Annotated in this window: 21 protein-coding genes, 1 tRNA gene and 2 pseudogenes; 11 read left to right on the forward strand and 13 right to left on the reverse strand. The window is 50.3% G+C overall.

Annotated features, from left to right (window positions below):
- Nucleotides 1-31: 31 nt before the first annotated feature.
- Nucleotides 32-997, forward strand: coding sequence for a L,D-transpeptidase family protein (locus HV345_RS14250; protein ID WP_016156209.1), 966 nt, complete (start codon nt 32-34; stop codon nt 995-997).
- 85 nt (nt 998-1,082) lie between these two features.
- Here HV345_RS14250 and bhsA read toward each other — a convergent pair whose 3' ends face one another.
- On the reverse strand, nt 1,083-1,340 hold the full coding sequence (bhsA, locus tag HV345_RS14255) for a multiple stress resistance protein BhsA (protein ID WP_029139491.1): 258 nt from the start codon (nt 1,338-1,340) through the stop codon (nt 1,083-1,085).
- 243 nt (nt 1,341-1,583) lie between these two features.
- On the opposite strand from bhsA, the gene comR reads away from it, so the two are divergent.
- Together comR and HV345_RS14265 are read left to right on the forward strand one after the other, a co-directional pair.
- Nucleotides 1,584-2,219, forward strand: a complete 636-nt coding sequence (comR, locus tag HV345_RS14260; protein ID WP_016156207.1) for a TetR family copper-responsive transcriptional repressor ComR — start codon at nt 1,584-1,586, stop codon at nt 2,217-2,219.
- A 254-nt stretch (nt 2,220-2,473) separates the two neighbouring features.
- A complete protein-coding gene (locus tag HV345_RS14265) occupies nt 2,474-4,654 on the forward strand; it encodes a TonB-dependent siderophore receptor (protein WP_019076496.1) in 2,181 nt (726 codons plus the stop codon).
- A 57-nt stretch (nt 4,655-4,711) separates the two neighbouring features.
- Here HV345_RS14265 and HV345_RS14270 read toward each other — a convergent pair whose 3' ends face one another.
- The 8 genes from HV345_RS14270 to hinT form a co-directional block, all read right to left on the reverse strand.
- Nucleotides 4,712-5,251, reverse strand: coding sequence for a glycine zipper 2TM domain-containing protein (locus HV345_RS14270; protein ID WP_003030814.1), 540 nt, complete (start codon nt 5,249-5,251; stop codon nt 4,712-4,714).
- Nucleotides 5,252-5,418: 167 nt separating this feature from the next.
- A complete protein-coding gene (gene ndh, locus HV345_RS14275; protein WP_181635712.1) occupies nt 5,419-6,723 on the reverse strand; it encodes an NADH-quinone dehydrogenase in 1,305 nt (434 codons plus the stop codon).
- A gap of 236 nt (nt 6,724-6,959) precedes the next feature.
- Nucleotides 6,960-7,502, reverse strand: a complete 543-nt coding sequence (gene ycfP, locus HV345_RS14280) for an alpha/beta hydrolase YcfP (RefSeq protein ID WP_003030817.1) — start codon at nt 7,500-7,502, stop codon at nt 6,960-6,962.
- A 21-nt stretch (nt 7,503-7,523) separates the two neighbouring features.
- On the reverse strand, nt 7,524-8,549 hold the full coding sequence (nagZ, locus tag HV345_RS14285; RefSeq protein WP_047359323.1) for a beta-N-acetylhexosaminidase: 1,026 nt from the start codon (nt 8,547-8,549) through the stop codon (nt 7,524-7,526).
- A gap of 10 nt (nt 8,550-8,559) precedes the next feature.
- The gene (gene thiK, locus HV345_RS14290) at nt 8,560-9,384 is read right to left on the reverse strand and encodes a thiamine kinase (RefSeq protein WP_181635713.1); all 825 of its coding nucleotides are present in this window, start codon (nt 9,382-9,384) and stop codon (nt 8,560-8,562) included.
- A complete protein-coding gene (gene lpoB, locus HV345_RS14295) occupies nt 9,365-10,006 on the reverse strand; it encodes a penicillin-binding protein activator LpoB (RefSeq protein WP_016152673.1) in 642 nt (213 codons plus the stop codon). The genes thiK and lpoB overlap by 20 nt, the downstream gene beginning before the upstream one ends.
- A gap of 13 nt (nt 10,007-10,019) precedes the next feature.
- Nucleotides 10,020-10,394, reverse strand: a complete 375-nt coding sequence (locus HV345_RS14300; protein WP_019076489.1) for a YcfL family protein — start codon at nt 10,392-10,394, stop codon at nt 10,020-10,022.
- A gap of 2 nt (nt 10,395-10,396) precedes the next feature.
- The gene (hinT, locus tag HV345_RS14305; RefSeq protein ID WP_016156204.1) at nt 10,397-10,756 is read right to left on the reverse strand and encodes a purine nucleoside phosphoramidase; all 360 of its coding nucleotides are present in this window, start codon (nt 10,754-10,756) and stop codon (nt 10,397-10,399) included.
- 348 nt (nt 10,757-11,104) lie between these two features.
- Between hinT and fhuE the strand changes: the two genes are divergently transcribed.
- Nucleotides 11,105-13,291, forward strand: coding sequence for a ferric-rhodotorulic acid/ferric-coprogen receptor FhuE (fhuE, locus tag HV345_RS14310; protein WP_181635714.1), 2,187 nt, complete (start codon nt 11,105-11,107; stop codon nt 13,289-13,291).
- A gap of 75 nt (nt 13,292-13,366) precedes the next feature.
- Here fhuE and HV345_RS14315 read toward each other — a convergent pair whose 3' ends face one another.
- The 3 genes and pseudogenes from HV345_RS14315 to HV345_RS14325 form a co-directional block, all read right to left on the reverse strand.
- Nucleotides 13,367-14,218: a LysR family substrate-binding domain-containing protein gene (locus tag HV345_RS14315; protein WP_255467558.1), complete on the reverse strand. Its 852-nt coding sequence runs from the start codon at nt 14,216-14,218 to the stop codon at nt 13,367-13,369.
- The gene (locus HV345_RS14320) at nt 14,200-15,180 is read right to left on the reverse strand and encodes an IS5-like element ISKpn26 family transposase (protein WP_000019450.1); all 981 of its coding nucleotides are present in this window, start codon (nt 15,178-15,180) and stop codon (nt 14,200-14,202) included. The genes HV345_RS14315 and HV345_RS14320 overlap by 19 nt, the downstream gene beginning before the upstream one ends.
- Before the next feature lie 67 nt (nt 15,181-15,247).
- A pseudogene (locus HV345_RS14325) lies at nt 15,248-15,457 on the reverse strand (LysR family transcriptional regulator); the annotation flags it as partial.
- Between the two features lie 143 nt (nt 15,458-15,600).
- Here HV345_RS14325 and HV345_RS14330 point away from each other — a divergent pair.
- The 5 genes and pseudogenes from HV345_RS14330 to HV345_RS14350 all read left to right on the forward strand — a co-directional run bounded on the left by HV345_RS14330 (nt 15,601) and on the right by HV345_RS14350 (nt 21,449).
- Nucleotides 15,601-16,200 (forward strand): cysteine hydrolase, encoded by a 600-nt coding sequence (locus tag HV345_RS14330; protein ID WP_181635715.1) that lies wholly within the window; start codon nt 15,601-15,603, stop codon nt 16,198-16,200.
- Complete coding sequence (gene hypE / locus HV345_RS14335; protein WP_181635716.1) at nt 16,197-17,234, forward strand: hydrogenase expression/formation protein HypE; 1,038 nt, start codon at nt 16,197-16,199, stop codon at nt 17,232-17,234. The genes HV345_RS14330 and hypE overlap by 4 nt, the downstream gene beginning before the upstream one ends.
- A 3-nt stretch (nt 17,235-17,237) precedes the next feature.
- Nucleotides 17,238-19,541, forward strand: a pseudogene (locus tag HV345_RS26705) (Sua5/YciO/YrdC/YwlC family protein).
- Between the two features lie 22 nt (nt 19,542-19,563).
- Nucleotides 19,564-20,283: an HAD family phosphatase gene (locus HV345_RS14345; protein ID WP_181635717.1), complete on the forward strand. Its 720-nt coding sequence runs from the start codon at nt 19,564-19,566 to the stop codon at nt 20,281-20,283.
- A 17-nt stretch (nt 20,284-20,300) separates the two neighbouring features.
- Nucleotides 20,301-21,449, forward strand: a complete 1,149-nt coding sequence (locus tag HV345_RS14350; protein WP_181635718.1) for an MFS transporter — start codon at nt 20,301-20,303, stop codon at nt 21,447-21,449.
- 98 nt (nt 21,450-21,547) lie between these two features.
- Here the strand turns inward: HV345_RS14350 and HV345_RS14355 are convergent.
- Nucleotides 21,548-21,623, reverse strand: a tRNA-Asn gene (locus HV345_RS14355).
- A gap of 6 nt (nt 21,624-21,629) precedes the next feature.
- Between HV345_RS14355 and HV345_RS26710 the strand changes: the two genes are divergently transcribed.
- Nucleotides 21,630-21,737 carry a DUF5951 family protein gene (locus HV345_RS26710; protein ID WP_353622525.1) on the forward strand — a complete coding sequence of 36 codons (108 nt, stop codon included), beginning with the start codon at nt 21,630-21,632 and terminating at the stop codon, nt 21,735-21,737.
- A gap of 46 nt (nt 21,738-21,783) precedes the next feature.
- Nucleotides 21,784-23,271, forward strand: a complete 1,488-nt coding sequence (locus HV345_RS14360; protein WP_286470248.1) for an EmmdR/YeeO family multidrug/toxin efflux MATE transporter — start codon at nt 21,784-21,786, stop codon at nt 23,269-23,271.
- The last annotated feature ends 41 nt before the right edge of the window (nt 23,272-23,312 follow it).

Consider the following 23,312-nt stretch of genomic DNA (forward strand, 5'->3'; position numbering starts at 1 on the left):
AAAACCACGTAAAAACAATGGATTTATGGTGATGTTAAACAATAAACGACTCTCTCGCTGGTTAGCATTTTTTACGCTTGCCGCGACCTTCGCGTTAGCACTTCCGGCCCAGGCAAATACCTGGCCGCTGCCGCCACCGGGAAGCCGCGTGGTGGGTCAGAATGCCGTTCACGTTGTCGAAGACAATGGCGGTTCTCTGGAAGCGATTGCGAAAAAATACAATGTCGGCTTTCTGGCGCTGCTACAGGCCAACCCCGGCGTTGACCCTTACGTACCACGCCCGGGCAGCGTGCTGACTATTCCGTTACAAACCCTGCTGCCGGATGCGCCACGCGAAGGCATTGTTATCAACCTCGCCGAACTGCGTCTTTATTATTACCAGCCAGGGACAAATTCGGTGACCGTGTATCCTATTGGTATTGGCCAGTTAGGCGGTGACACGCTGACGCCCACAATGGTAACCACCATCTCTGATAAACGTGCCAACCCGACCTGGACGCCTACGGCAAATATCCGCGCGCGATACAAAGCAAACGGGATCGACCTTCCTGCCGTAGTGCCTGCCGGGCCGGATAACCCGATGGGCCATCATGCTATTCGCTTAGCGGCATACGGAGGTGTGTACCTGCTGCACGGAACTAATGCTGACTTTGGCATCGGAATGCGCGTCAGTTCCGGCTGTATTCGTCTACGCGACGGTGATATCGAAACCCTGTTCCGTCAGGTGAAGCCAGGGACCAAGGTCAATATTATCAATACGCCAATCAAAGCATCTGTTGAACCTAACGGCGTGCGCCTGGTTGAAGTACACCAGCCGTTGTCCGAAAAAATCAATGACGACCCGCAATTGCTGCCGATCGTGCTGAACGCATCCATGCAGACGTTTAAGAATGCGGCGCAAACGGACTCTGCCGTCATGGAACATGCGATGGAGATTCGCTCAGGCATGCCGGTCGATGTCACCCGTCATCACGACGTTGCTCAACAACCGCTGTAAACTCAGCGCATAAAAAACCCCCGCTGGATTTTATTCCGCGGGGGTTTTTTATTTAACTCGCAGTGGCATTGCGATGGGTTAAATCTTATTTGTAGATAACTGCAGTCCCGTGGAGGGTGTTAGGACCGGTAACGGAAGTAATACGGAAAGACTTCGCCCCCATCTCATCCGCTTTCTGCGCCAGTTGATCTTCCAGAGAACCTAAGTTAGTCCCCGCATTCGCAGAAATAGTACCGACTTTCTGTTGGCCCGCAGGTGTGGCCTGAACTTCAACGGCAGCAAAGCTTGCAAATGAGAGTGAGCTAAGAACAGCAGCAACAAACAGAGTTTTTACGTTTTTCATGATAGTGACCTTTAGCAGATGAATGTGTGTCGCAAAGATTAACTTAACGATCGATAGGTAAATCATAGATGTGATCCAGGTCACACGTCAACATTTTTTTATAATGATCGTTATATAAAATACAAAGACCTTATTTTTCATATCAATAGCGTTAAATTATTTTTATCGCTAATCCGCTGGAGTGTGCAGTCGAATATTTTTATAATGGTTATTCAATAAACCCAACAAAGGTACATCGGCACCATGACAACTGAAATGACAGGTTGTGCTAAAAAAAGCCGTGGCCGACCAAAAGTGTTCGACAGGGAAGCCGCGCTTGATAAGGCCATGACACTCTTCTGGCAGCACGGGTATGAAGCGACATCGCTCGCCGATCTGGTAGAAGCAACCGGCGCAAAAGCGCCCACGCTGTATGCGGAGTTCACCAATAAAGAGGGGTTGTTTCGTGCCGTACTGGACCGCTACATCACCCGCTTCGCGGCGAAACATGAAGCCCAGTTATTTTGTGAAGAAAAAAGTCTTGAGTGCGCGCTGGAAGACTATTTCACCGCAATAGCGACCTGCTTTACCAGTAAAGACACCCCGGCGGGATGTTTCATGATTAACACATCTGCGACACTGGCGGCCTCCTCCCGGGATATTGCGCACACGGTGAAATCCCGCCATGCCATGCAGGAACAGACGCTTACCCAGTTCCTTCACCAGCGCCAGCAACGAGGCGAAATTCCGGCCCATTGCGATGTACAAAAACTGGCCGAATACCTGAACTGTATTTTACAGGGTATGTCGATCAGCGCCCGTGAAGGCGCAACGTTTGAAAAACTGATGCAGATCGCACACACGACTCTGCGACTGTGGCCTGAACTTATCAAAGTTTAACCCTTTCCCGCTATTTCCCCGCAGTACTGACACCACCGGGAGCTGATTAAGCCCCCGGTTAGATTTCCGCGGATTACCCCTACATTATTCAGTGTTTTCAGCATTTTATCCGATCATTTTTTGTAAAATGTATTGATAACAACAATTATTATCAGCAATATTCGCATTTGTTTTAACGCCTGTTTCACAATGTAACCATCGGTTTCTCTACCGCCATAACAAAAACAGATCGACTCTTTTTAAAAGGAATACAAATGCATAAGCGTCTCTGGGTGCTCAATCCTCTCTTGTTGTCTTTAACTCTCCCAGCCATCGCGGCTGAGGAAGATAACCTCATCGTCAGTGCCAACCGTAGTCAACGCACCGTGGCAGAAATGGCGCAAACGACCTGGGTTATTGAAGGAAGCGAGATTGAACAGCAGGTTCAGGGGGGGAAAGAGTTCAAAGATGTTCTTGCTCAGTTAATCCCAGGAATCGATGTCAGCAGCCAAGGGCGCACAAACTACGGCATGAATATGCGCGGTCGTGCCATCGTAGTACTGATAGACGGTGTCCGTCTGAACTCCTCGCGTACTGACAGTCGTCAACTTGATTCTATTGATCCGTTTAACATCGCACACATTGAAGTCATCTCAGGCGCTACCTCACTGTATGGCGGCGGCAGTACCGGTGGGTTAATCAACATTGTCACCAAAAAAGGCCAGCCGGAGCGTGAAGTAGAACTCGAACTGGGGAGTAAAAGCGGCTTCAATAACAGTAACGATCATGATGAACGCGTTGCCGCGGCGGTGAGCGGAGGAACCGATCGCGCTTCCGGGCGCATGTCCGTCGCGTATCAACGGTTTGGCGGCTGGTATGACGGCAATCACGATGCCCTGCTGCTGGATAACACCCAAACCGGCCTGCAGCACTCCGATCGTCTGGACGTGATGGGCACCGGAACGATTGAGCTTGACGACAACCGTCAGTTACAACTGGTTACGCAGTATTATAAGAGCCAGGGGGATGACGATTACGGACTGGATCTTGGCGAGAACATGTCCGCCGTGACGGGAAACGGTAAGGCTTATACCAGCAGCGGACTGAATTCCGATCGTATTCCCGGCACCGAGCGTCATCTGATCAGCCTGCAGTATTCAGACGCAGATTTCTTCGGCCAGAACCTGGTCAGCCAAATCTATTACCGTGACGAATCGCTGAAATTCTACCCCTTCCCTACGCTAAGCAAAGGCAAGGTCACCAGTTTCTCCGCATCGCAGCAGGACACAGACCAGTTTGGTGCCAAAATCACCCTCAACAGCCAGCTGATGGACAACTGGGAGCTGACGTGGGGTGTCGATGCCGATCACGAAACCTTCGATTCCAATCAGAAATTCTTCGATCTGGCCTGGTCCCTGCCCTCTGGCGGTATGGACAACCGAACCGCTTATACCACCGGGCGTTACCCCGGTTACAGCATCACCAACTTCGCACCTTTCCTGCAGAACAGCTATGACATTAACGACATCTTTACCCTCAGCGGCGGTGTGCGCTATCAATGGACCGAAAACAGGGTGGATGATTTCGTTGGTTATGCCCAACAACAGGGAATTGCCACCGGCCTGGCAAACTCCGCCGATACCATTCCTGGCGGTAAAACCGATTACGATAATTTCCTGTTTAACGCCGGTATTCTCGCCCACCTGACCGACCGTCAGCAGACATGGTTTAACTTCTCTCAGGGCGTGGAGCTTCCGGACCCGGGGAAATATTACGGTAACGGCACCTATTCCCTGGTTGGCGATCATTACCAGCTCCAGCGCAGCGTCAACGTGGCGGACTCACGCCTGGAGGGGATTAAAGTTAACTCCTACGAACTGGGATGGCGCTACACTGGCGACAGTCTGCGCACGCAGCTGGCCGCTTACTACTCCACTTCGGATAAATCGATCGTTATCAACCGCAGCGATATGACCATTAACGTCCAGCCCGACGATCGCCGCATTTATGGCCTTGAAGGTGCGGTGGATTATTTCATTGCGGATACGGACTGGAGTCTGGGCGGCAACTTCAACGTCATTAAATCGGAAGTGAAGCAAAACGGTAAGTGGCAGAAATGGGATGTCACCCTGGCTTCCCCGTCCAAAGCCACCGCGTGGGTCGGCTGGGCACCTGAACCGTGGACATTGCGCGTACAGAGCCAGCAAACATTTGATCTGACGGACGCCAGCGGCAATAAGCTGGACGGCTATAACACGATGGACTTTATCGGCAGCTATCAGCTCCCGTTGGGTAAACTGACCTTTAGCGTGGAAAACCTGCTGAATGAAGAATACACCACGCTGTGGGGACAACGCGCGCCACTGCTGTACAGCCCAACCTACGGTAGCCCGTCACTGTATGAATACAAAGGCCGGGGCCGCACGTTTGGTCTGAACTACGCCTTAACCTTCTGATAAAAAAAGCCCCCCAGCCTGAGCGAATGGGGGGCTAATGTTCAGGATAATGCTATTTTACGCTTTGTTATTTAGTACCAACTGTCCGTTGTTATCCAACGGAATTTGCGCGCCGGGGTCCTTATCCATACGGATTTTCCCCTGCTGATCGCCAATTTTGTACGTCACGTCGTAGCCCAACATTTTTTCAGATTTGTCATACACCGTTTTACAACGCTGCTGCGTAGTAGTGTAAGTATCATTTTCCTGCATCGACCCCTGGATCTGGTTACCTGCATAACCGCCGCCTAAAGCGCCGGCCACGGTAGCAATATCTTTACCGCGTCCGCCGCCAAACTGATGGCCGATAACGCCACCAGCAACCGCACCCAGCACGGAACCCGCGATACGGTTTTCATCTTGTACCGGCTTACGGTGTGTGACCGTCACATTCCGACACTCCTGGCGCGGTGTTTTTACCGACTCTTTAATCGGTGTTGCAGAGACAACTTGTGCATACTGTGGGCCACGCTCAAAAACGTTAAGACTGGCCACCGCTGCAACACCCAGCGCAGCAGCTACGCCAATCCCTATACCCGCCAACATAGATTTATTCACGGGACTTCCTCCTTTTTTGCTATTAGCAACAACTTTGCAACAGAAGGTAAGGAATGCCAATCAGATTACGGATGAAAATAGCACGAGGAGGAGCGAAGGCAGGATGATTCGGAGAACTCTGAAGGAAGGCGCCGGATAAGTACAATCATCCGACGCCATAAGCCGTATTAATGCAGTTTCAGACGCGGGCGGATCACCCGGTTAATGCTGCCAACCAGCATCATCAGACCGGTTTTAAAGTAACCGTGCAGAGCAATCTGGTGCATGCGGTACAGTGAGATGTACACAAAGCGCGCAATACGCCCTTCTACCATCATCGAACCACGGGTCAAGTTACCCATCAGGCTACCCACGGTAGAGAAGTTAGAAAGTGAAACCAGAGAGCCGTGGTCTTTGTACTGATACGATTTCAGCGGCTTGCCGTTCATCTGCGCCAAAATGTTGTTCATTGCGCAGCTTGCCATCTGGTGCGCAGCCTGAGCGCGCGGCGGCACAAAACCACCTTCCGGGCGAGCGCAGGAAGCGCAGTCGCCAATCGCGTACACGTCGGGATCGCGCGTGGTCTGCAGAGTCGGCTCAACCACCAGTTGGTTAATACGATTGGTTTCCAGACCGCCAATGTCCTTCATAAAGTCTGGCGCTTTGATCCCCGCAGCCCACACCATCAGATCGGCTTCAATGTACTCGCCATCCTTGGTATGCAGTCCGCCTTCATCAGCGCTGGTTACCATCGTCTGGGTCAGTACGCGTACGCCCAGTTTGGTTAACTCATTATGCGCAGCACTGGAAATACGCGGCGGCAACGCAGGCAGAATACGCTCACCGGCTTCTACCAGCGTAACGTTCAGCGCTTCGTTGGTCAGCCCTTTGTAACCATAGCTGTGCAGCTGTTTTACCGCATTGTGCAGCTCGGCTGAGAGTTCAACCCCCGTCGCACCGCCGCCGACAATGGCGATATTTACTTTGCCGTTAGCGCCCAGATTCGCGGAATACTTCAGGAACAGATTCAGCATCTCCTGGTGGAAACGACGCGCCTGATGCGGGTTATCCAGGAAAATGCAGTTTTCTTTGACGCCCGGCGTATTGAAATCGTTGGAGGTACTGCCCAACGCCATTACCAATGTGTCATACGGGACTTTGCGCTCAGGAACCAGCAGCTCGCCCTTCTCATCGCGCAGCTCGGCAAGAGTAATGGTTTTCGCTTCGCGATCGATATCCACCACCGAACCCAACTGAAACTGGAAACCGTGGTTACGGGCATGCGCCAGATAGCTCAGCGCATCCACGCCTTCGTCCAGGGAACCCGTCGCGACTTCATGCAGTAACGGTTTCCATAAATGGCTGTGGTTTCTGTCCACCAGCGTGATTTTGGCCTTTTTCTTGCGCCCCAGCTTTTTACCCAGCTGCGTCGCCATTTCCAGTCCGCCAGCACCGCCGCCGACAATCACGATTCTTTTTAATGGTGTAGTCAACGTGACCCCCTTAAATTTATTAACCAATTGTTAATTAAAGGTTATAGGCATAGCCTTTAATTAACAACAAGTTACGATAATGAAAATGTTCTTCGAGAGTGAGAATAACACGAACGGTGCATTGGTCATACCAAAATTGATGTGTATCAAGTTTTGATGCTGAAAAGATAGACAACACGAACTTTAAGAACAAAAAAACCAGCCCGAAGGCTGGTTTTTTACACGTTCATGGAGGATTAACCTAACGTCTTGAACGCTTTGATGCGCTGCAAATGCGGGGAGATATTCTTAAACTTGTGCGTCTGCTCTTCGTCCCAGACTATCTCGTAAAAATGATGCAGCTCTTCTGACGAACGCTGACTATTGAGCGCTTCATCATGACGTGACAGGATCACCAGGCAGCGATCGCGATTCTTTTCGCGGAAATTGGTCACGCATTTTGTCGCGATATCGGCATACTCTTCAGGCCTGTCGATTTTTCCTTCCATGTTCTCATACGGGAACAGGTTGGGATTAAACACTACCTGACGAATATCACACAGGAAACCAATCCGTTCAGCCCAATATCCCCCGAGCCCCACGCCACAAATCAGCGGACGGTCGTCCACATTAAGCTGCAGCATTTTGTCCACTTCTTTCAGTAGATGCTGCATGTCATGTTTAGGATGCCGCGTACTGTAGCTAATCAGCCTGACATCCGGGTCGATGAACTGCAGCTGCAACACCTTTTCGTGGTTGCCCGGGCTGTTAGAGTCAAAACCGTGTAAATAGATAATCATCGCATCCTCGCCAAACTTGCGTTAATGACCTGCTTTCTCTTCCTGCCAGCGCTCATGAAGCTGGTTGAGCTGGGCGCTTACCGTCTTCCAGCGTGCCGAGTCCATCAGTTCCTGACGTGAAAATGAACCTTTATGATACAAACGTGTAACACGTTCTGCATTGATCGGCGACAGATTATCTAACACACTGACCGCGCCTTTACGATTATTGCAGACCAGGATCATATCGCAACCCGCATCCAGCGATGCCTGACCACGCTCCGCATAACTTCCCATAATCGCCGCCCCTTCCATCGACAAATCATCGGAGAAAATGACGCCATCGAAACCAAGCTCCTGACGCAGCACCGTTTTCAGCCAGTGTGGCGAACCGCTCGCCGGACGCGGGTCCACGTCACTGTAGATGACATGCGCAGGCATAATGGCATCGAGTTTGTTTTCCGTTATCAACGTCTGGAACACGGACATATCTTTTGCACGAATTTCGGCTTCTGAACGTGGATCGGTTGGGGTTTCTTTATGCGAATCCGCCGTCACAGCCCCATGCCCGGGGAAATGTTTACCGGTAGTTTTCATGCCAGCAGCATGCATACCGTCAATGAAGCGAGTCGCCATAGCCAGCGCTTTCCGCGGATCGGCATGGTAAGAGCGTTCGCCAATTGCCGCGCTGATATGCCCCACATCCAGCACCGGCGCAAAACTGATATCTATATCCATTGCGATCATTTCGCTGGCCATTAGCCATCCGGCGTCCTGCGCCAGATTGCCGCCTTCTTCCAGACCGTGCAGTGCTGCAAAGGATTGGGCCGCAGGCAGACGCGTAAATCCTTCGCGAAAACGCTGTACCCTGCCGCCTTCCTGATCTACCGCCACCACCAGATGATTGCGTGATGCCGCGCGAATCTGGCGCACTAATTCACGCAACTGTTCCGGGTCATGATAATTTCGGGTAAAGAGGATCAACCCACCTACCAGCGGATGCGCCAGAATCTCACGCTCTTCAGCGTCCAGCTCATACCCTTCGACATCCAACATTACTGGGCCCACACTGCTCTCCTTATCCTTTCATTATTAGCTGCCGCCAGGTTTCATCGGCCAGCCTGATAAATTGTCGATCGCCAGTTTGTCGCCAGCGATACTCAAACCACCCCGCTTTCAGCATTATGACCCAGGGCCGCCATCGTCTGACCTGCCGCCACAGCGCGTTTTGTTCAATGTGCGCTCGTTGGGCGTAGGCGCGAACCAGCCGTTGGTGCTGAGATTCGTCGTTGACCCAAACCGCCGCCAGCTCCAGAGCGATATCACCGTCTCCGGCATATTCCCAGTCAATCAGCCGCAGCCCTGATGCTGTACGTACGATGTTGTCACCGTGGACATCCATATGCAGAGGCCCCAGACGCAAAGGTCGAGGCTCACCGCTTTTCCTGAGTCGCTTCAACGCTCGCAACCAGCATGGCGTGCGACGCGCCGGATCGCCACACTGCCAGTACTGTTCGAGTAGCGGCAGCAGACTGATTCGCCAGCCCAATTGGGGTTGTTGGTGCAGATGATACAATAAGCCAGCGAGTTCGTCGGCGTCCGGTAATCTGGATTCAACCTTACCGTGAAAAAAGTCGACCGCCATCCACCCACGTATATAAAAGCGGGGGCGCGGTGCAAGGCTTTCAGGCAGGTGCTTTAACGCGTGATAGTGGCGTAAGAAATGCGATTCCGGCGCGTCAGGGTCGTGATGACAGCGCAACACTAAGCGGTGGGTATCGTGTTCGATGATGCAGCTCCCGCCGCTCAGGCCGCTCTGGTTGGCTACGACGGGATGATACTGCGGGAAATAGCGCGACAACACCTCGTCGCGCGTCAGCCGGTTATTGTTGCTGTACGGCACCTTTACCTGACCAGATTATCTCGCCAGTTTGTACCAGCATTAATTGCATTTGCAGCGCCGGCGAATTGACGTTGCCGGAGGCGCTGGAATAGAGCACATACTGTGCGCCAACGTTACGGGCGATACCAATCGCTTTGCTGCGCGTTCCCAGACTGTCGTTCGGCGACAGACCTAACTGCTGTTTGGCGACAGCCAACTGCTGGGCGGAAACCAGGGTAAACTTGCCGTTATTCGCCAGCGCGTTCCTCAAGGTCTCGGTGGCTTCACCGGCGTTCAACGAGCCGTTGGTCCGGTTATTCACGCTATCAACCAGCAGAACGCCTCCCGCTTTGACGCCGTCAGCCTGCAGCATTTTACCGACCATCGGCTGCATAGCCCCGTTCCAGTCATAGTGACGTTGACGTGGCGTCGGCTGCGCCGTTTGGTCCTCGTGCTCAATCGGACCCGGCTGCTGCGGTATGCTTGGCACCGTTGGTACAACCGGCACCGGCTGTTGCGGCTGCGCGGGCTGTTCCGGCACCGGCTTCACTTCCTCTACGGGGGCGGGCTCACGTTGCGCCACACAGCCAGAGAGAAACATCGCCAGCGCGGCAATCAGTGCGTAGCGATTCATTTTGATCATCAAGATTCACCCCTTACAAATAAAGATAAAGTCTAACCTTGTGCGCCCCCAAAAAATTGGCGCTGCCGTACAGCGTCACCGACGAATGAGCCGGGATAGTCACGCTGCGTGGCGCTTCCAGAGGATGCATTTCCAGTCCTCTGGCGTCATACCAGTAAAACCGATAATGAACGGTAACGGGTTCTTGTCTTTCGTTATAAAGTCGCGAGGATGCTGAGGCCTGAATATCAGACGTGGTTAACGTCGGCTGTTCTGCTGTAATGCCCGACGCCAGAATCGTTGATTCCATCACCAGCGACTGTTCATCACTTACCGGAATTTCAGGATGTGCCCGACAGCCAGCCAGTAGCAGCAAGCTCAGTGAAAGTGCAATGCATCCTCTGGTCATGCTTACAGACCTTTATGCGCAAGCATTGGACCCAGCGCACGTCCACCCAGCAGGTGCATATGAATGTGATACACCTCCTGACCGCCGTGACGATTGGTATTCATAATTAAACGATACCCATCCGCAGCAATGCCTTCCTGCTCGGCGATTTTCGCCGCTACGGTGATCATGCGACCCAACGCCTGCTCGTGTTCCGCTGTCACATCGTTGACGGTCGGGATCAGGACGTTAGGAATGATCAGAATGTGCGTAGGTGCCTGAGGGGAAATATCACGAAACGCAGTGACCAGTTCATCCTGGTACACGATATCTGACGGAATTTCACGACGGATAATTTTGCTGAATATAGTTTCTTCTGCCACGACGTTTTCCTTTTTCATTAACAGCCCAAGCGTTATGCCATGCTACGCCGGGTCACTCTGCGAGTATAGAGTATGAGCGAGTTACTCACGCTCTTTCAACTTTAACCCTCGATTTTTTAAGCAAAAAGCCCTGCCACTGTTGTTCTTATAACCATTTCCCGTCGCTATTGCTTAAGCATAGTACTGAAACAACATTTCATTTATACCGTAGCATCTGTTTACACATTGAATGTGAATGCGTATATTTCGCATTTGCATTCATATACGAACTTAATAATTTACAACCAAAAGGTTCATCGCAACCTCAGTGATTCGAACTTAATATTAATAATTATCAAGGACTTTTCGATGTCTTTCACAACACACAACGGGGATGACCAACGCCAACCGGGGCTTGCCCCTTCTGTACTGGCAGCCTGCATCACGTTAGCACTATTGCCTTCCACCAGCCTCGCAGCCCCTGCTGAAGAGACGGTTATCGTTGAGGGCTCTGCTCCAGCTACATCCAGCGAGGAGCAGGATTACAGCATCAAATCAACGACTGCTGGCACCAAAATGCAGATGACGCAGCGCGATATTCCGCAATCAGTCAGTATTATCAGTCAGCAGCGCATGGAAGATCAGCAACTGCAAACGCTGGGCGATGTCATGGACAACACGTTGGGGATAAGCAGAAGTCAGGCGGATTCAGATCGCAGTAGCTATTACTCTCGCGGATTTCAGATTGATAACTATATGGTCGATGGGATTCCGACCTATTTTGAATCCCGCTGGAATCTCGGTGATGCCCTTTCCGACACGGCCCTTTTTGAGCGTGTCGAAGTGGTCCGTGGCGCAAACGGGCTAATGACCGGGACGGGTAACCCCTCAGCGTCGATTAATATGATCCGTAAGCATGCCACCAGCCGCGAGTTCACCGGTAATGTTTCTGCGGAATATGGCAGTTGGAATAAAAAACGATATGTGACCGATCTTCAAAGCCCGCTCACGGCAGACGGCAACGTGCGCGGGCGCATCGTGGCGGGTTACCAGAATAACGACGCCTGGCTTGATCGCTACAATAGCGAAAAAATGTTCTTCTCCGGGATTGTCGATGCCGATCTGGGCGACACCACCAGCCTGTCTGCGGGTTATGAATACCAGCGCATTGATATCAACAGCCCAACCTGGGGTGGATTGCCGCGCTGGAATACCGACGGCAGTAAAAACAGCTATGACCGCTCGCGCAGCACTGCGCCGGACTGGGCGTACAACGATAAAGACTTCAACAAAGTGTTTGTCACCATCAAGCAACGTTTTGCCGATACCTGGCAGGCGACAATGAATGCCACCCACTCCGAGGTCAAGTTTGACAGTAAAATGATGTACGTCGATGCCTATGTCAATAAAGCCGATGGCACGCTGATTGGCCCGTATGGCAGCTATGGTCCGGGCTATGACTACGTCGGAGGTACCGGCTGGAACAGCGGGAAGCGTAAGGTAGATGCCGTCGATCTGTTCGCCGACGGCGGTTACGACCTGTTTGGTCGTCAGCATAATCTGATGCTGGGCGGCAGCTACAGCAAACAGAATAACCGTTACGAAAGCGCGTGGGCGAACGTATTCCCCAACGAAATCGGCAGCTTCTATACCTTCGATGGTAACTTCCCGGAAACCAACTGGGTCCCGCAGTCATTGGCCCAGGACGATACCACGCACATGAAATCGCTCTACGCCGCAACACGTATTTCTCTGGCCGACCCACTGCATTTGATTGTCGGCGCGCGTTATACCAACTGGCGTATCGACACCCTCTCCTACAGCATGGAACAAAACCATACCACGCCGTATGCAGGCCTGGTGTATGACATTGACGATAACTGGTCTACGTACGCCAGCTATACCTCAATCTTTCAGCCGCAGAACAAGCGCGACAGTTCCGGTAAATATCTTTCCCCAATTACCGGCAATAACTATGAACTTGGCCTGAAGTCCGACTGGATGAACAGCCGTTTAACCACCACCCTCGCGGTGTTCCGCATTGAACAGGATAACGTGGGCAAATCAACCGGCGTACCAATTGCCGGTAGCAATGGCGACACGGCCTATAGAGCGATGGATGGAACGGTCAGCAAAGGGGTCGAATTCGAAGTTAACGGTGCGATCACCGATAACTGGCAGATGACGTTCGGCGCGACATGCTATGTTGCTGAAGACAACGAAGGCAATGCGGTAAACCCGAACCTACCGCGTACCACAGTAAAACTGTTTACCCGTTATCGCATGCCAGCCATGCCGGAACTGACCGTGGGCGGTGGGGTTAACTGGCAGAATCGTGTTTATAGCGATACGGTCACGCCGTTTGGCACATTCCGTGCGGAACAGGGAAGCTACGCCCTGGTCGATTTATTCACTCGCTATCAGGTGACGAAAAACTTCTCTGTGCAGGGTAACCTCAATAACCTGTTCGATAAAACCTACGACACCAATGTCGACGGATCTATCGTCTATGGCGAGCCGCGCAACGTCAGCGTCACCGCCAGCTATCAGTTCTGATTCGAAACACATCACGCTCCACCTGCTCGTCAGGTGGAGTGATATTGATACATTGCGGCGAAAACTCCCGCTTTTTTACACCACAATAGAGGTATCTCCTGCTACGACCAAGCGCAAAAAATCATCCCGACGATGATTTTTTATTTTTGGGTTCCACACCACACCTATATCCCAGCGTATTTGCTTTTCCATAGGCATTAATAAATTAACATTGGCGGGCAAAAAAGTACGAACGCTTGCGGGTAAAAAGGCAACGCCGTTACCACCAGCAATTAATGCCAGTAACGACGTCATATCATCCGTAGCGGACACCGTAACAGCCTTCAACTGGTTACTTTGGAGAAAATGTGCAGTTTGTTCAGCAAGGCAAGGGCTGGTAGACGGATCGAGTTGGAGTAAGGGATATGCCGATAGTGCACTCTGAATATTCATATTGTGTATATCGCTATTCGCCGGCATAGCAAGCGCCAGCGTTTCCTCATAAAGAATATATGAAACCAGACCTTTACTTACAGGTGCCCGCACAAAACCAATATGCAACCGCCCCTCCAACAGCATTTTCATTTGAACACTAGAAGGAAGATGATTAATAACAACCTCACACTCAGGAACTTGCTGATGAAATTGTCTTATCCACTTTGGAACTTGCTGAAATGACGAAATCCCAAAGCCCATAAATAACTTTTCACGATTTTTTGAATTTACCTCTCTCGCATAGTTCAGAAATTCAATATGGGATTGTAAAAGCTCATTTGCTTTAGGGAAGGTGCGAATAAGCAGGTCATTTCTTCCCAAGCTGACTCGCTGATTAAAATTTCGCGGATCTGGGCCGATTTTTTTCCCGCAAACACATCGAATCAGCCTATTTAGGCTATTTTTTCCACCATTTCTGGCGTTATTTCCGGTTTTTACTGAGATCTCTCCCACTGACGTATCATTTGGTCCACCCGAAACAGGTTGGCCAGGGTGAATAACATCGCCAGTTGGTTATCGTTTTTCAGCAGCCCCTTGTATCTGGCTTTCACGAAGCCGAACTGCCGCTTGATGATGCGAAACGGGTGCTCCACCCTGGCACGGATGCTGGCTTTCATGTATTCGATGTTGATGGCCGTTTTGTTCTTGCGCGGATGCTGCTTCAAGGTTTTTACCCTGCCGGGACGCTCGGCGATCAGCCAGTCCACATCCACCTCGGCCAGCTCCTCGCGCTGTGGCGCTCCTTGGTAGCCGGCATCGGCTGAGACAAATTGCTCCTCTCCATGAAGCAGATTACCCAGCTGATTGAGGTCATGCTCGTTGGCCGCGGTGGTGACTAGGCTGTGGGTCAGGCCACTCTTGGCATCGACACCAATGTGGGCCTTCATGCCAAAGTGCCACTGATTGCCTTTCTTGGTCTGATGCATCTCCGGATCGCGTTGCTGCTCTTTGTTCTTGGTAGAGCTGGGTGCCTCAATGATGGTGGCATCCACCAAAGTGCCTTGGGTCATCATGACGCCTGCTTCGGCCAGCCAGCGATTGATGGTCTTGAACAATTGACGGGCCAGTTGATGCTGCTCGAGCAGGTGGCGGAAATTCATGATGGTGGTGCGATCCGGCAGGGCGCTATCCAGGGATAATCGGGCAAACAGGCGCATGGAGGCGATTTCGTACAGGGCATCTTCCATGGCACCGTCGCTCAGGTTGTACCAATGCTGCATGCAGTGAATACGCAGCATGGTCTCCAGCGGATAGGGCCGTCGGCCATTGCCCGCCTTGGGATAAAACGGCTCGATGACAGCGGTCATATTCTGCCATGGCAGAATCTGCTCCATGCGGGAGAGGAAAATCTCTTTTCGGGTCTGACGGCGCTTAGTGCTGAATTCACTATCGGCGAAGGTGAGTTGATGGCTCATGATGTCCCTCTGGGATGCGCTCCGGATGAATATGATGATCTCATATCAGGAACTTGTTCGCACCTTCCTTAGAAAAAAGCTGCTGCCCCAATACAGTTAAACTTGCGCCATGACGTCCGCGCAAAAAAAGAACGCCACCTGTCAAATGTTCCAGCGTCTGTATCTGCTTTGATAGTGCTGGTTGCGTCAAGAAGAGTTCTTTTGCAGCATTGCTGTAACTTCCTTTCATCGCCAAGGTAACAAAAGCTCGAAGCAGTTTTATATCTATTCCTTTCATTTATTGAACCCTGAAAAAAATGGAATTATACAAATACCTATAACAGGCCCATGATAGCAAGGGATGGCAATAAAGGAAAATAACTGACCAGTAGAAAACTGTAAAAAAAACCCATCAATATTTAATTATAAAGGAATATAAATATGCCAAATGTAGCCGTGCTAACAAATGATTTGCAATATGAGTTTACGTATAAAATCACCCGATCGGCTCAGGAATTAGAACAAAAACTAACAGCATTTAATCAATTTCTTGATGATGTCAGAAACCAAAACCAGGCCGTCATCCATTTGCAGTTAATAAACGATCCCGACGACCCCGCAGTACAGCGCCGCTATAAAAATCGCGCTGCGGGTATTCCAGCTTTGGCCGGGCGGCCAGAAAACCAAATAATCGACAGTATTTACCACCCTTCTGACCTCATCGTAGTAAAAGGGAGAGACAGTGGTTTCTTTAACAATAACCTCGATGAAACGCTGCAAAATCTGGGCATCAAAACGGTTATCGTGACCGGTTTGCAAACGCATGTCTGCGTTCAAACCACCGCTGCAGATGCTTTTTTCCGCGGATACAATGTGTGGGTGCCAGAGGACTGCGTTTTTGCCCCTTCCACAGATGACACCACTCGCGCCTTAGAGTGGCTTGCCAACTATTGCGCAACCGTTGCCCCTTCAACTGAGATTTTATCGCTGTTGGCAAAACATAGCGATCTTCCTGAGCGCAATGAAGGGAAATCCGCATGAAAAATCCATTAATACAGGAACTGGAACCGACAGATACCGTTGTTCTGGACCATGGGACAGGCGCTCGCCTTAGTCGAGAACTTGTCGAACTAATTGCGGAAATTCTCGGCGATACCTATCTGGGTACCATGGAAGACAGCGCCTTACTCGACCTACCGTCGCGACAAATTGCATTTACTACCGACTCTTTCGTTGTTACACCACTGATCTTTGGTAATGGGGATATCGGTAAAATTGCGGTATGCGGTACCGTCAACGATCTTGCTGTGAGTGGCGCACGTCCGCTGTATCTGACGCTGAGTCTTATTATTGAGGACGGCATGCCCATATCCGAACTCGTCACTATTATTGAATCGGTCCGCGATACTGCTATTGCGGCAGACGTCAAAATCGTTGCCGGGGACACCAAAGTTGTTGGGAAGGGAGAAGCCGATCGTCTGTTCATTAACACGGCTGGCTTGGGCGTTCTTGAACAGTCCCCTGTTTCAATTAAAAACGTTCGTCCTGGGCAAAAAATAATACTGAGTGGCTATATTGGAAATCACTCTATCCACCTGCTATCCCTGCGAGAAGGACTAGGATTTGAACGAAATATCCTCAGCGACTGCGCCCCACTCAACATGATGATTCGTCAACTTCTCGATACCGTTCCTGCCGGAAAAATTACCTCAATGAGGGATGTAACTCGCGGTGGCCTCTCTGCAGTGCTTCATGAATATGCGCGTGCAGCAAAACATGAAATGCGTTGTGAGCGACAATCTTTGCCGATCCAGCCTGAAACAGCGATGGCAGCAAATATGCTGGGCGTCGATGTCATCAATCTTGCTAACGAGGGATGCCTTTGCTTGTTTGTAGAATCGGATAGTGCAGAAGAAGTGCTCAAACTCTTACAAGCGCACCCGCTTGGCCAAAAGGCCGCGATTATTGGCGAGGTATTAACAATCCCTCAAGCCAAAGTCAGCATGCTTGAACAGGATGGAACCGTATCGACTATAGAGGAGCTCTACGGTGCAGAATTGCCACGACTCTGCTAAGCAATGCGACGCAGTGGAAACCCGGCGTTACCGCATTTGCGGTATCGTCCAGGGGGTAGGATTTCGTCCTTTAGTCCATCGACTGGCTCGCACCTTCGAAGCCACAGGCTGGGTACTTAATGATTCCGAAGGCGTATTGCTAGAGCTACAGGCCACGTCCAGACATATCGCGCAACTCATTGATGAGCTAGTATCTAAACCGCCACCAATGGCCCGCATCAATAGTATTGTGGAAGTACCACGAGAAAATTCGGTTCAACAATACGCAGAATTTAGTATCCGTAAAAGCCGTCAGTTGGCGCGGATGGATACTATTATCCCACCAGATTCAAACGTCTGTCAGGATTGCCTTAATGAAATGTCTGACCCGCTAAACCCGAGGTATCGGTACGCTTTTATTAATTGCACCAACTGCGGGCCACGATACTCAATTATCCAGGCAATGCCTTATGATCGTTCACAAACAACAATGCAAGCCTTTGCAATGTGTCCTGCCTGTCAGCGTGAGTATGATGACATCAATAATCGCCGTTATCACGCGCAGCCCAATGCTTGTCCAGAATGCGGACCAAAACTGGACCTAAGGTCTTGCAACGGCGAAACGATAATCACAAACGATATCGTCAAATTTGCCCTAGCAAGGCTACAAGAGGGCGCGATTATTGCGATGAAAAGCCTTGGTGGTTTTCATCTGGTTGTTGATGCGAATAATGAAAATGCCGTTTCGCAACTGCGAAAGCGCAAGCACAGAGATGCCAAAGCTTTTGCTATTATGGTAAGGGATTCAAATCAGGCAGCTCGCATAGCCCGTGTCAGCGCGCATGAAAAAAAATTCTGGAAAGTGTTGAGCGCCCAATCGTATTACTGCGTAAACGTAAAAATACACTGCCGGAAATCATCGCACCGCATAACCCCAATATTGGTGTCATGCTCCCATCAACACCACTTCAGTATTTAATGCTAGAAGATACCACAATGCCAGCCCTGGTGATGACCAGTGGTAATCTCTCAGGCCATCCAATCGTATTTGATAATACGAGTGCTATTGTGCAGTTGGGTGAAATCGCAGACTATTTTATTCTTAACGATCGTGACATTCATACTCGTGTCGATGATTCCGTTGTCCGTGTCATGACCCATGGTAATAACCTTTCATTCCTTCGGCGCTCACGAGGTTATGCCCCCTATCCTGTACACCTTACTTCCCGGGTTGATCCGATCATCGCTCTTGGCGCAGAACTAAAAACAACCGTGAGTATAGCGAAGGGTAATGAGGTGTTTATGAGCCAGCACATTGGCGATCTCAAAAATGATCTTACGTTTACATCACACCTTACGTGCGTTAATCATCTGCAAAAGCTTCTTAATATTGAGCCGAAGGTTGTGGCTTGCGATCTCCATCCAGCGTTTCGCTCGACGCGTCGTGCACTGGAACAATCGCAACTGCGGGTTATTCAGGTGCAGCATCATCATGCACACATGGCATCGTGCATGGCTGAAAACGGACTCAGTGGAAAAACTATTGGCGTTGTGTTCGACGGTACGGGCTACGGCGTTGATGGCACTATCTGGGGTGGCGAATTTCTTGTAGGGGATACCAGAAGCGTTAAACGTGCAGCACACCTTCGTTATATCGGCCTACCAGGCGGTGATAGCGCGGTTAAAGAACCCATTCGGATTGCTATTTCGTTATTAACGGAAATCTACGGGGAATATATTCCTGAGCTTTCTATTCCTGGCCTGCAAACATTGTCGGCTGTCCAGAGGGACGTTTTCGCCAAAATGACTTTCCGAAGGATCAATACACCAGTAACCAGCAGTATCGGCCGACTTTTCGATGGCATTTCCGCATTAATGGGCATTTGTACACATATTGAATATGAAGCACAGGCCGCCATTGAATTGGAAGCATTATTGCAGAGCGATCTTCATATGTCGCAACCTTTTTCTTTCTCGATTGTCGAGTCAGAAGACCATCTCGAGGTGGATTATCGCCCGATGGTTCATGAGATGATTACAGCATTAACAGTACACTCCCTCGATTTACCTGAATTAAGCAGGCGCTTTCATTCAACTATCGTAGAGATTATTACCGCAGTCTCTACTCGTTTATCTGCCCTTGCCATGACACGGCAAGTTGTACTGAGTGGAGGTGTCTTTTGTAATGCGTTCCTTCTCTACAATGCCCTTGACAGACTGCAAGCGGCCGGACTTAAAGTTTACTGCCATCAACTCGTCCCCACTAATGATGGTGGCATCTCTTTAGGGCAAATTGTCGTTGCATCCAGCCTAAGCCAAACGAATTAACTTAATAATAAGGAAATAAAATATGTGTAATGCCATCCTGAAAGCAGCTGCCGTATTATTTGATATGGACGGTGTGCTTATTGATTCAAATGAAGTGATTGAAAGAGCCTGGCGTGAAGCGGCTGCAATGTATGGTAAAACAATATCGGAGCATGAAATTATTAAGCATATTCACGGACAGCCTGGTCCGCATACTATTCGGGCGCTCTTCAGTGACCTACCGCTCGTTGATCAGCAAAAGGTTCAGGCTCATATTATTCATGTTGAAAATACTGCGTCTTATAATCCTATCCCGGGAGTCGCAGAACTTATTACCGTACTGGATGCCTCAGGTATTCAGGTTGGCATTGTAACCAGCGGCTGGCGTGAGAAAATCGACCGTGTGACGGCGATGCTTCAGATTCAGTCCTGCATTTCTGTGATTGTTGAGCGCGATGACGTCGCCCGAGGGAAACCTTTCCCAGACCCTTATCTTCTTGCAGCCGAGCGTTTTGCTATTCCCGCGGAGAAAACAATCGTCTTTGAAGATTCCAAAAGTGGCGTCACGTCTGCTGTTGCAGCTGGAGCTTTTTGCGTCGGGATCGGTAGCGCTGAACTGATTTCCTGCGGAGCTCGGCTTACTATTTCGGACTTTACCGGTGTTGAAGTCATATCACGACTGGATGGAAACATCGCGATTTCATTTTGCCCAGGGCATGTTTTGATGATCGATAAAAAAGACGCATCTCAAGAAACAAAGTAGAGTAAAAAGGGCCATCAATGGAAATAGCGCAAAAAGGACGCTGGGCTGTTACAACATTATTTTTTGTTAATGGATTAGTTACCGGTGCCTGGGCTGTGCAAATTGCCCAACTGGTTTCACGTTTTCACATTACTGATAAAGTAATAGGCCATTTAATACTTATTTTCGGTCTGGGTGCATTATTTATGATGCCGCTATCCGGCATGGCGATGGAAAAATATGGCTCACAACGCATCGTGCGTATTTTTTCCATCGCAGCCTCGCCTGCTCTTATTCCTGTGGGACTCGCACCTGATATCTACCTGTTAACACCGATCCTCTTTTTTCTTGGTGCCATGATCGGGGCAATGAACGTTGCGATGAATTCGAATGCAGTTGCCGTCGAGAAAGCCTTATCACGCACAGTGTTATCTTCATGTCACTGTTTTTGGAGCATAGGGCTTTTCACTTCAGGCCTGATTGGGGGGTATCTGGTTAAGCAGTTCGGTTTTCTCACGCACCTTTTTTTGATTGGCACGTTTTCCTTAGCGATAACATTGTCGGTATGCCCACATGTCATCAAAGATAAATCGATAAAAATTAAACGTTCAATTAAAGAAAAACAGCCTCATCATTCGAGCACCATCTACGTTATCGGTGTTATTGCCCTGCTGGCCATGATCCCGGAATGTGCGGTCGTTGACTGGTCGTCACGTTATTTACTGAAAAACCTTAATGCAACTACGGAAACGGCAAGTCTTGCTTTTGCCTGCTTCGCGGGAACCATGGCGATTTTTCGCTTTTTGGGGGATTTCATTCGCAATCGTTTCGATGCCATTTTTGTAATGCGCACATCCAGTCTGGTGGCTGGAATCGGACTGCTGGCAGCGGCAGCGGCAAATAACCCTTGGCAGGCTACCGTTGGTTTTGCTATTGCTGGTATCGGTATCGCCAATCTGGTACCGATTGCTTTTTCCGCGGCCGGAAACCAGCCTGATATCTCAACCAATGCAGGAATGGGTATCGTTACCACCATTGGTTATCTGGGCACGTTGCTGGCACCTGCTCCTGTAGGTCTGGTCGCTGAACTAACGGGGTTTCCTGTCGTATATATAGGGATGGCCGCCATGATGGGCGTGATTATGCTGCTTGCCCCTCTCGTTCGGGTAAAACCCTGCGAAACTTGAGGCAAGCTGGATGGGAAAGCCATTGGCAAGCCTGATGTCGCCTAAAGCATTAAAAACAAAAAGCCCACTTAAGTTTCCTTAAGCGGGCTTCTTAAATATGGCTCCTCTGACTGGACTCGAACCAGTGACATACGGATTAACAGTCCGCCGTTCTACCGACTGAACTACAGAGGAATCGTTGTGGAGGCTTATCTTAGCGGCGAAAAAAATTTTGTCAAACCCCATTTCCCCGAAAAAGTTTCAATTGATGCTTCTCTCGACAGTTTGTTGCATTTCCAGACATTTTAAATGGAAAAAACTTTGCAGCTTTTTGGTTTCTCCCTCATCATTTGAAATGAGGTTTCAACTTTCTTCTTTAAGGTCCACTTTGAACGTCTCCGCTGCCTTACGCCAGGTCGCGTCCCGCACGCCCTGGTATGCCAAACGCAAGAGTTATAAGGTTCTCTTTTGGCGCGAAATCACTCCGCTTGCGGTCCCCATTTTTCTGGAAAACACCTGTGTACTGTTGATGGGCGTACTGAGTACCTTCCTTGTTAGCTGGTTGGGAAAAGAAGCAATGGCTGGCGTTGGTCTCGCCGACAGTTTCAATATGGTCATCATGGCGTTTTTTGCCGCCATCGATCTGGGAACCACGGTGGTGGTAGCATTTAGCCTGGGAAAACGAGATCGTCGACGGGCAAGGGCAGCAGCCAGACAATCGCTGGTGATCATGACGATTTTTGCTACCGTGCTGGCAGCGGTCATTCACTATTTTGGTGAACAGATTATTGACGTTGTCGCCGGTGAAGCAACCCCCGATGTTAAGGCCTTGGCACTCACCTATCTGGAACTAACGGTGCTCAGCTACCCGGCGGCAGCCATTGCTTTGATCGGTAGCGGCGCACTCCGCGGAGCCGGAAATACCAAAATTCCGCTGTTGATTAATGGCGGTATGAATATCCTAAATATCATCATCAGCAGCATCCTGATCTACGGGGTCTTTTCCTGGCAAGGGCTGGGATTTGTGGGGGCAGGACTCGGGCTGACCATTTCACGCTACATCGGTGCGTTCGCCATTATCTGGGTGCTGATGATTGGTTTTAATCCGGCGCTGCGTATTCCCTTCAAAAGCTATTTTAAGCCGCTCAATCTCGCCATTATCTGGGAAGTTATGGGGATCGGTATTCCGGCAAGTATTGAGTCAGTGCTATTTAATGGCGGTAAACTGTTAACGCAGATGTTTGTCTCCGGCATGGGAACCAGCGTAATCGCCGGAAACTTCATTGCATTTTCCATCGCCGCACTCATCAACCTGCCGGGGAATGCTTTAGGCTCCGCGTCGACAATCATTACCGGCAGGCGTCTGGGAAATGGTCAGATAGCCCAAGCGGAAATCCAGTTACGCCATATATTCTGGCTCTCAACAATCGGCTTAACCGCCATCGCCTGGCTAACCGCCCCTTTTGCCGGCATTATGGCCTCATTTTATACCCACGATCAGGATGTAAAAGAGGTCATAGTCATCCTAATTTGGCTCAATGCAGCGTTTATGCCGATATGGGCAGCATCCTGGGTGCTACCATCAGGGTTTAAGGGCGCACGTGATGTGCGTTTTGCGATGTGGGTATCGATGTTGGGCATGTGGGGCTGTCGCGTTGTGGCGGGTTACACCTTGGGAATTGTATTAGGATGGGGTGTAGTCGGCGTTTGGTTAGGGATGTTCTTCGACTGGGCCGTGCGCGCCGCGTTATTTTACTGGCGTATGGTTACAGGCCGCTGGTTATGGAAATACCCTCGTCCCGAGCGTGAAAAGTGCATAAAACAACCGGTTGCGTCTGAATAAGCGGCGAAATGGGGAATATTTCAGCAAACGATCGCATTTAT

Source organism: Citrobacter sp. RHBSTW-00986 (genome assembly GCF_013783065.1).
Classification (GTDB): domain Bacteria; phylum Pseudomonadota; class Gammaproteobacteria; order Enterobacterales; family Enterobacteriaceae; genus Citrobacter; species Citrobacter braakii.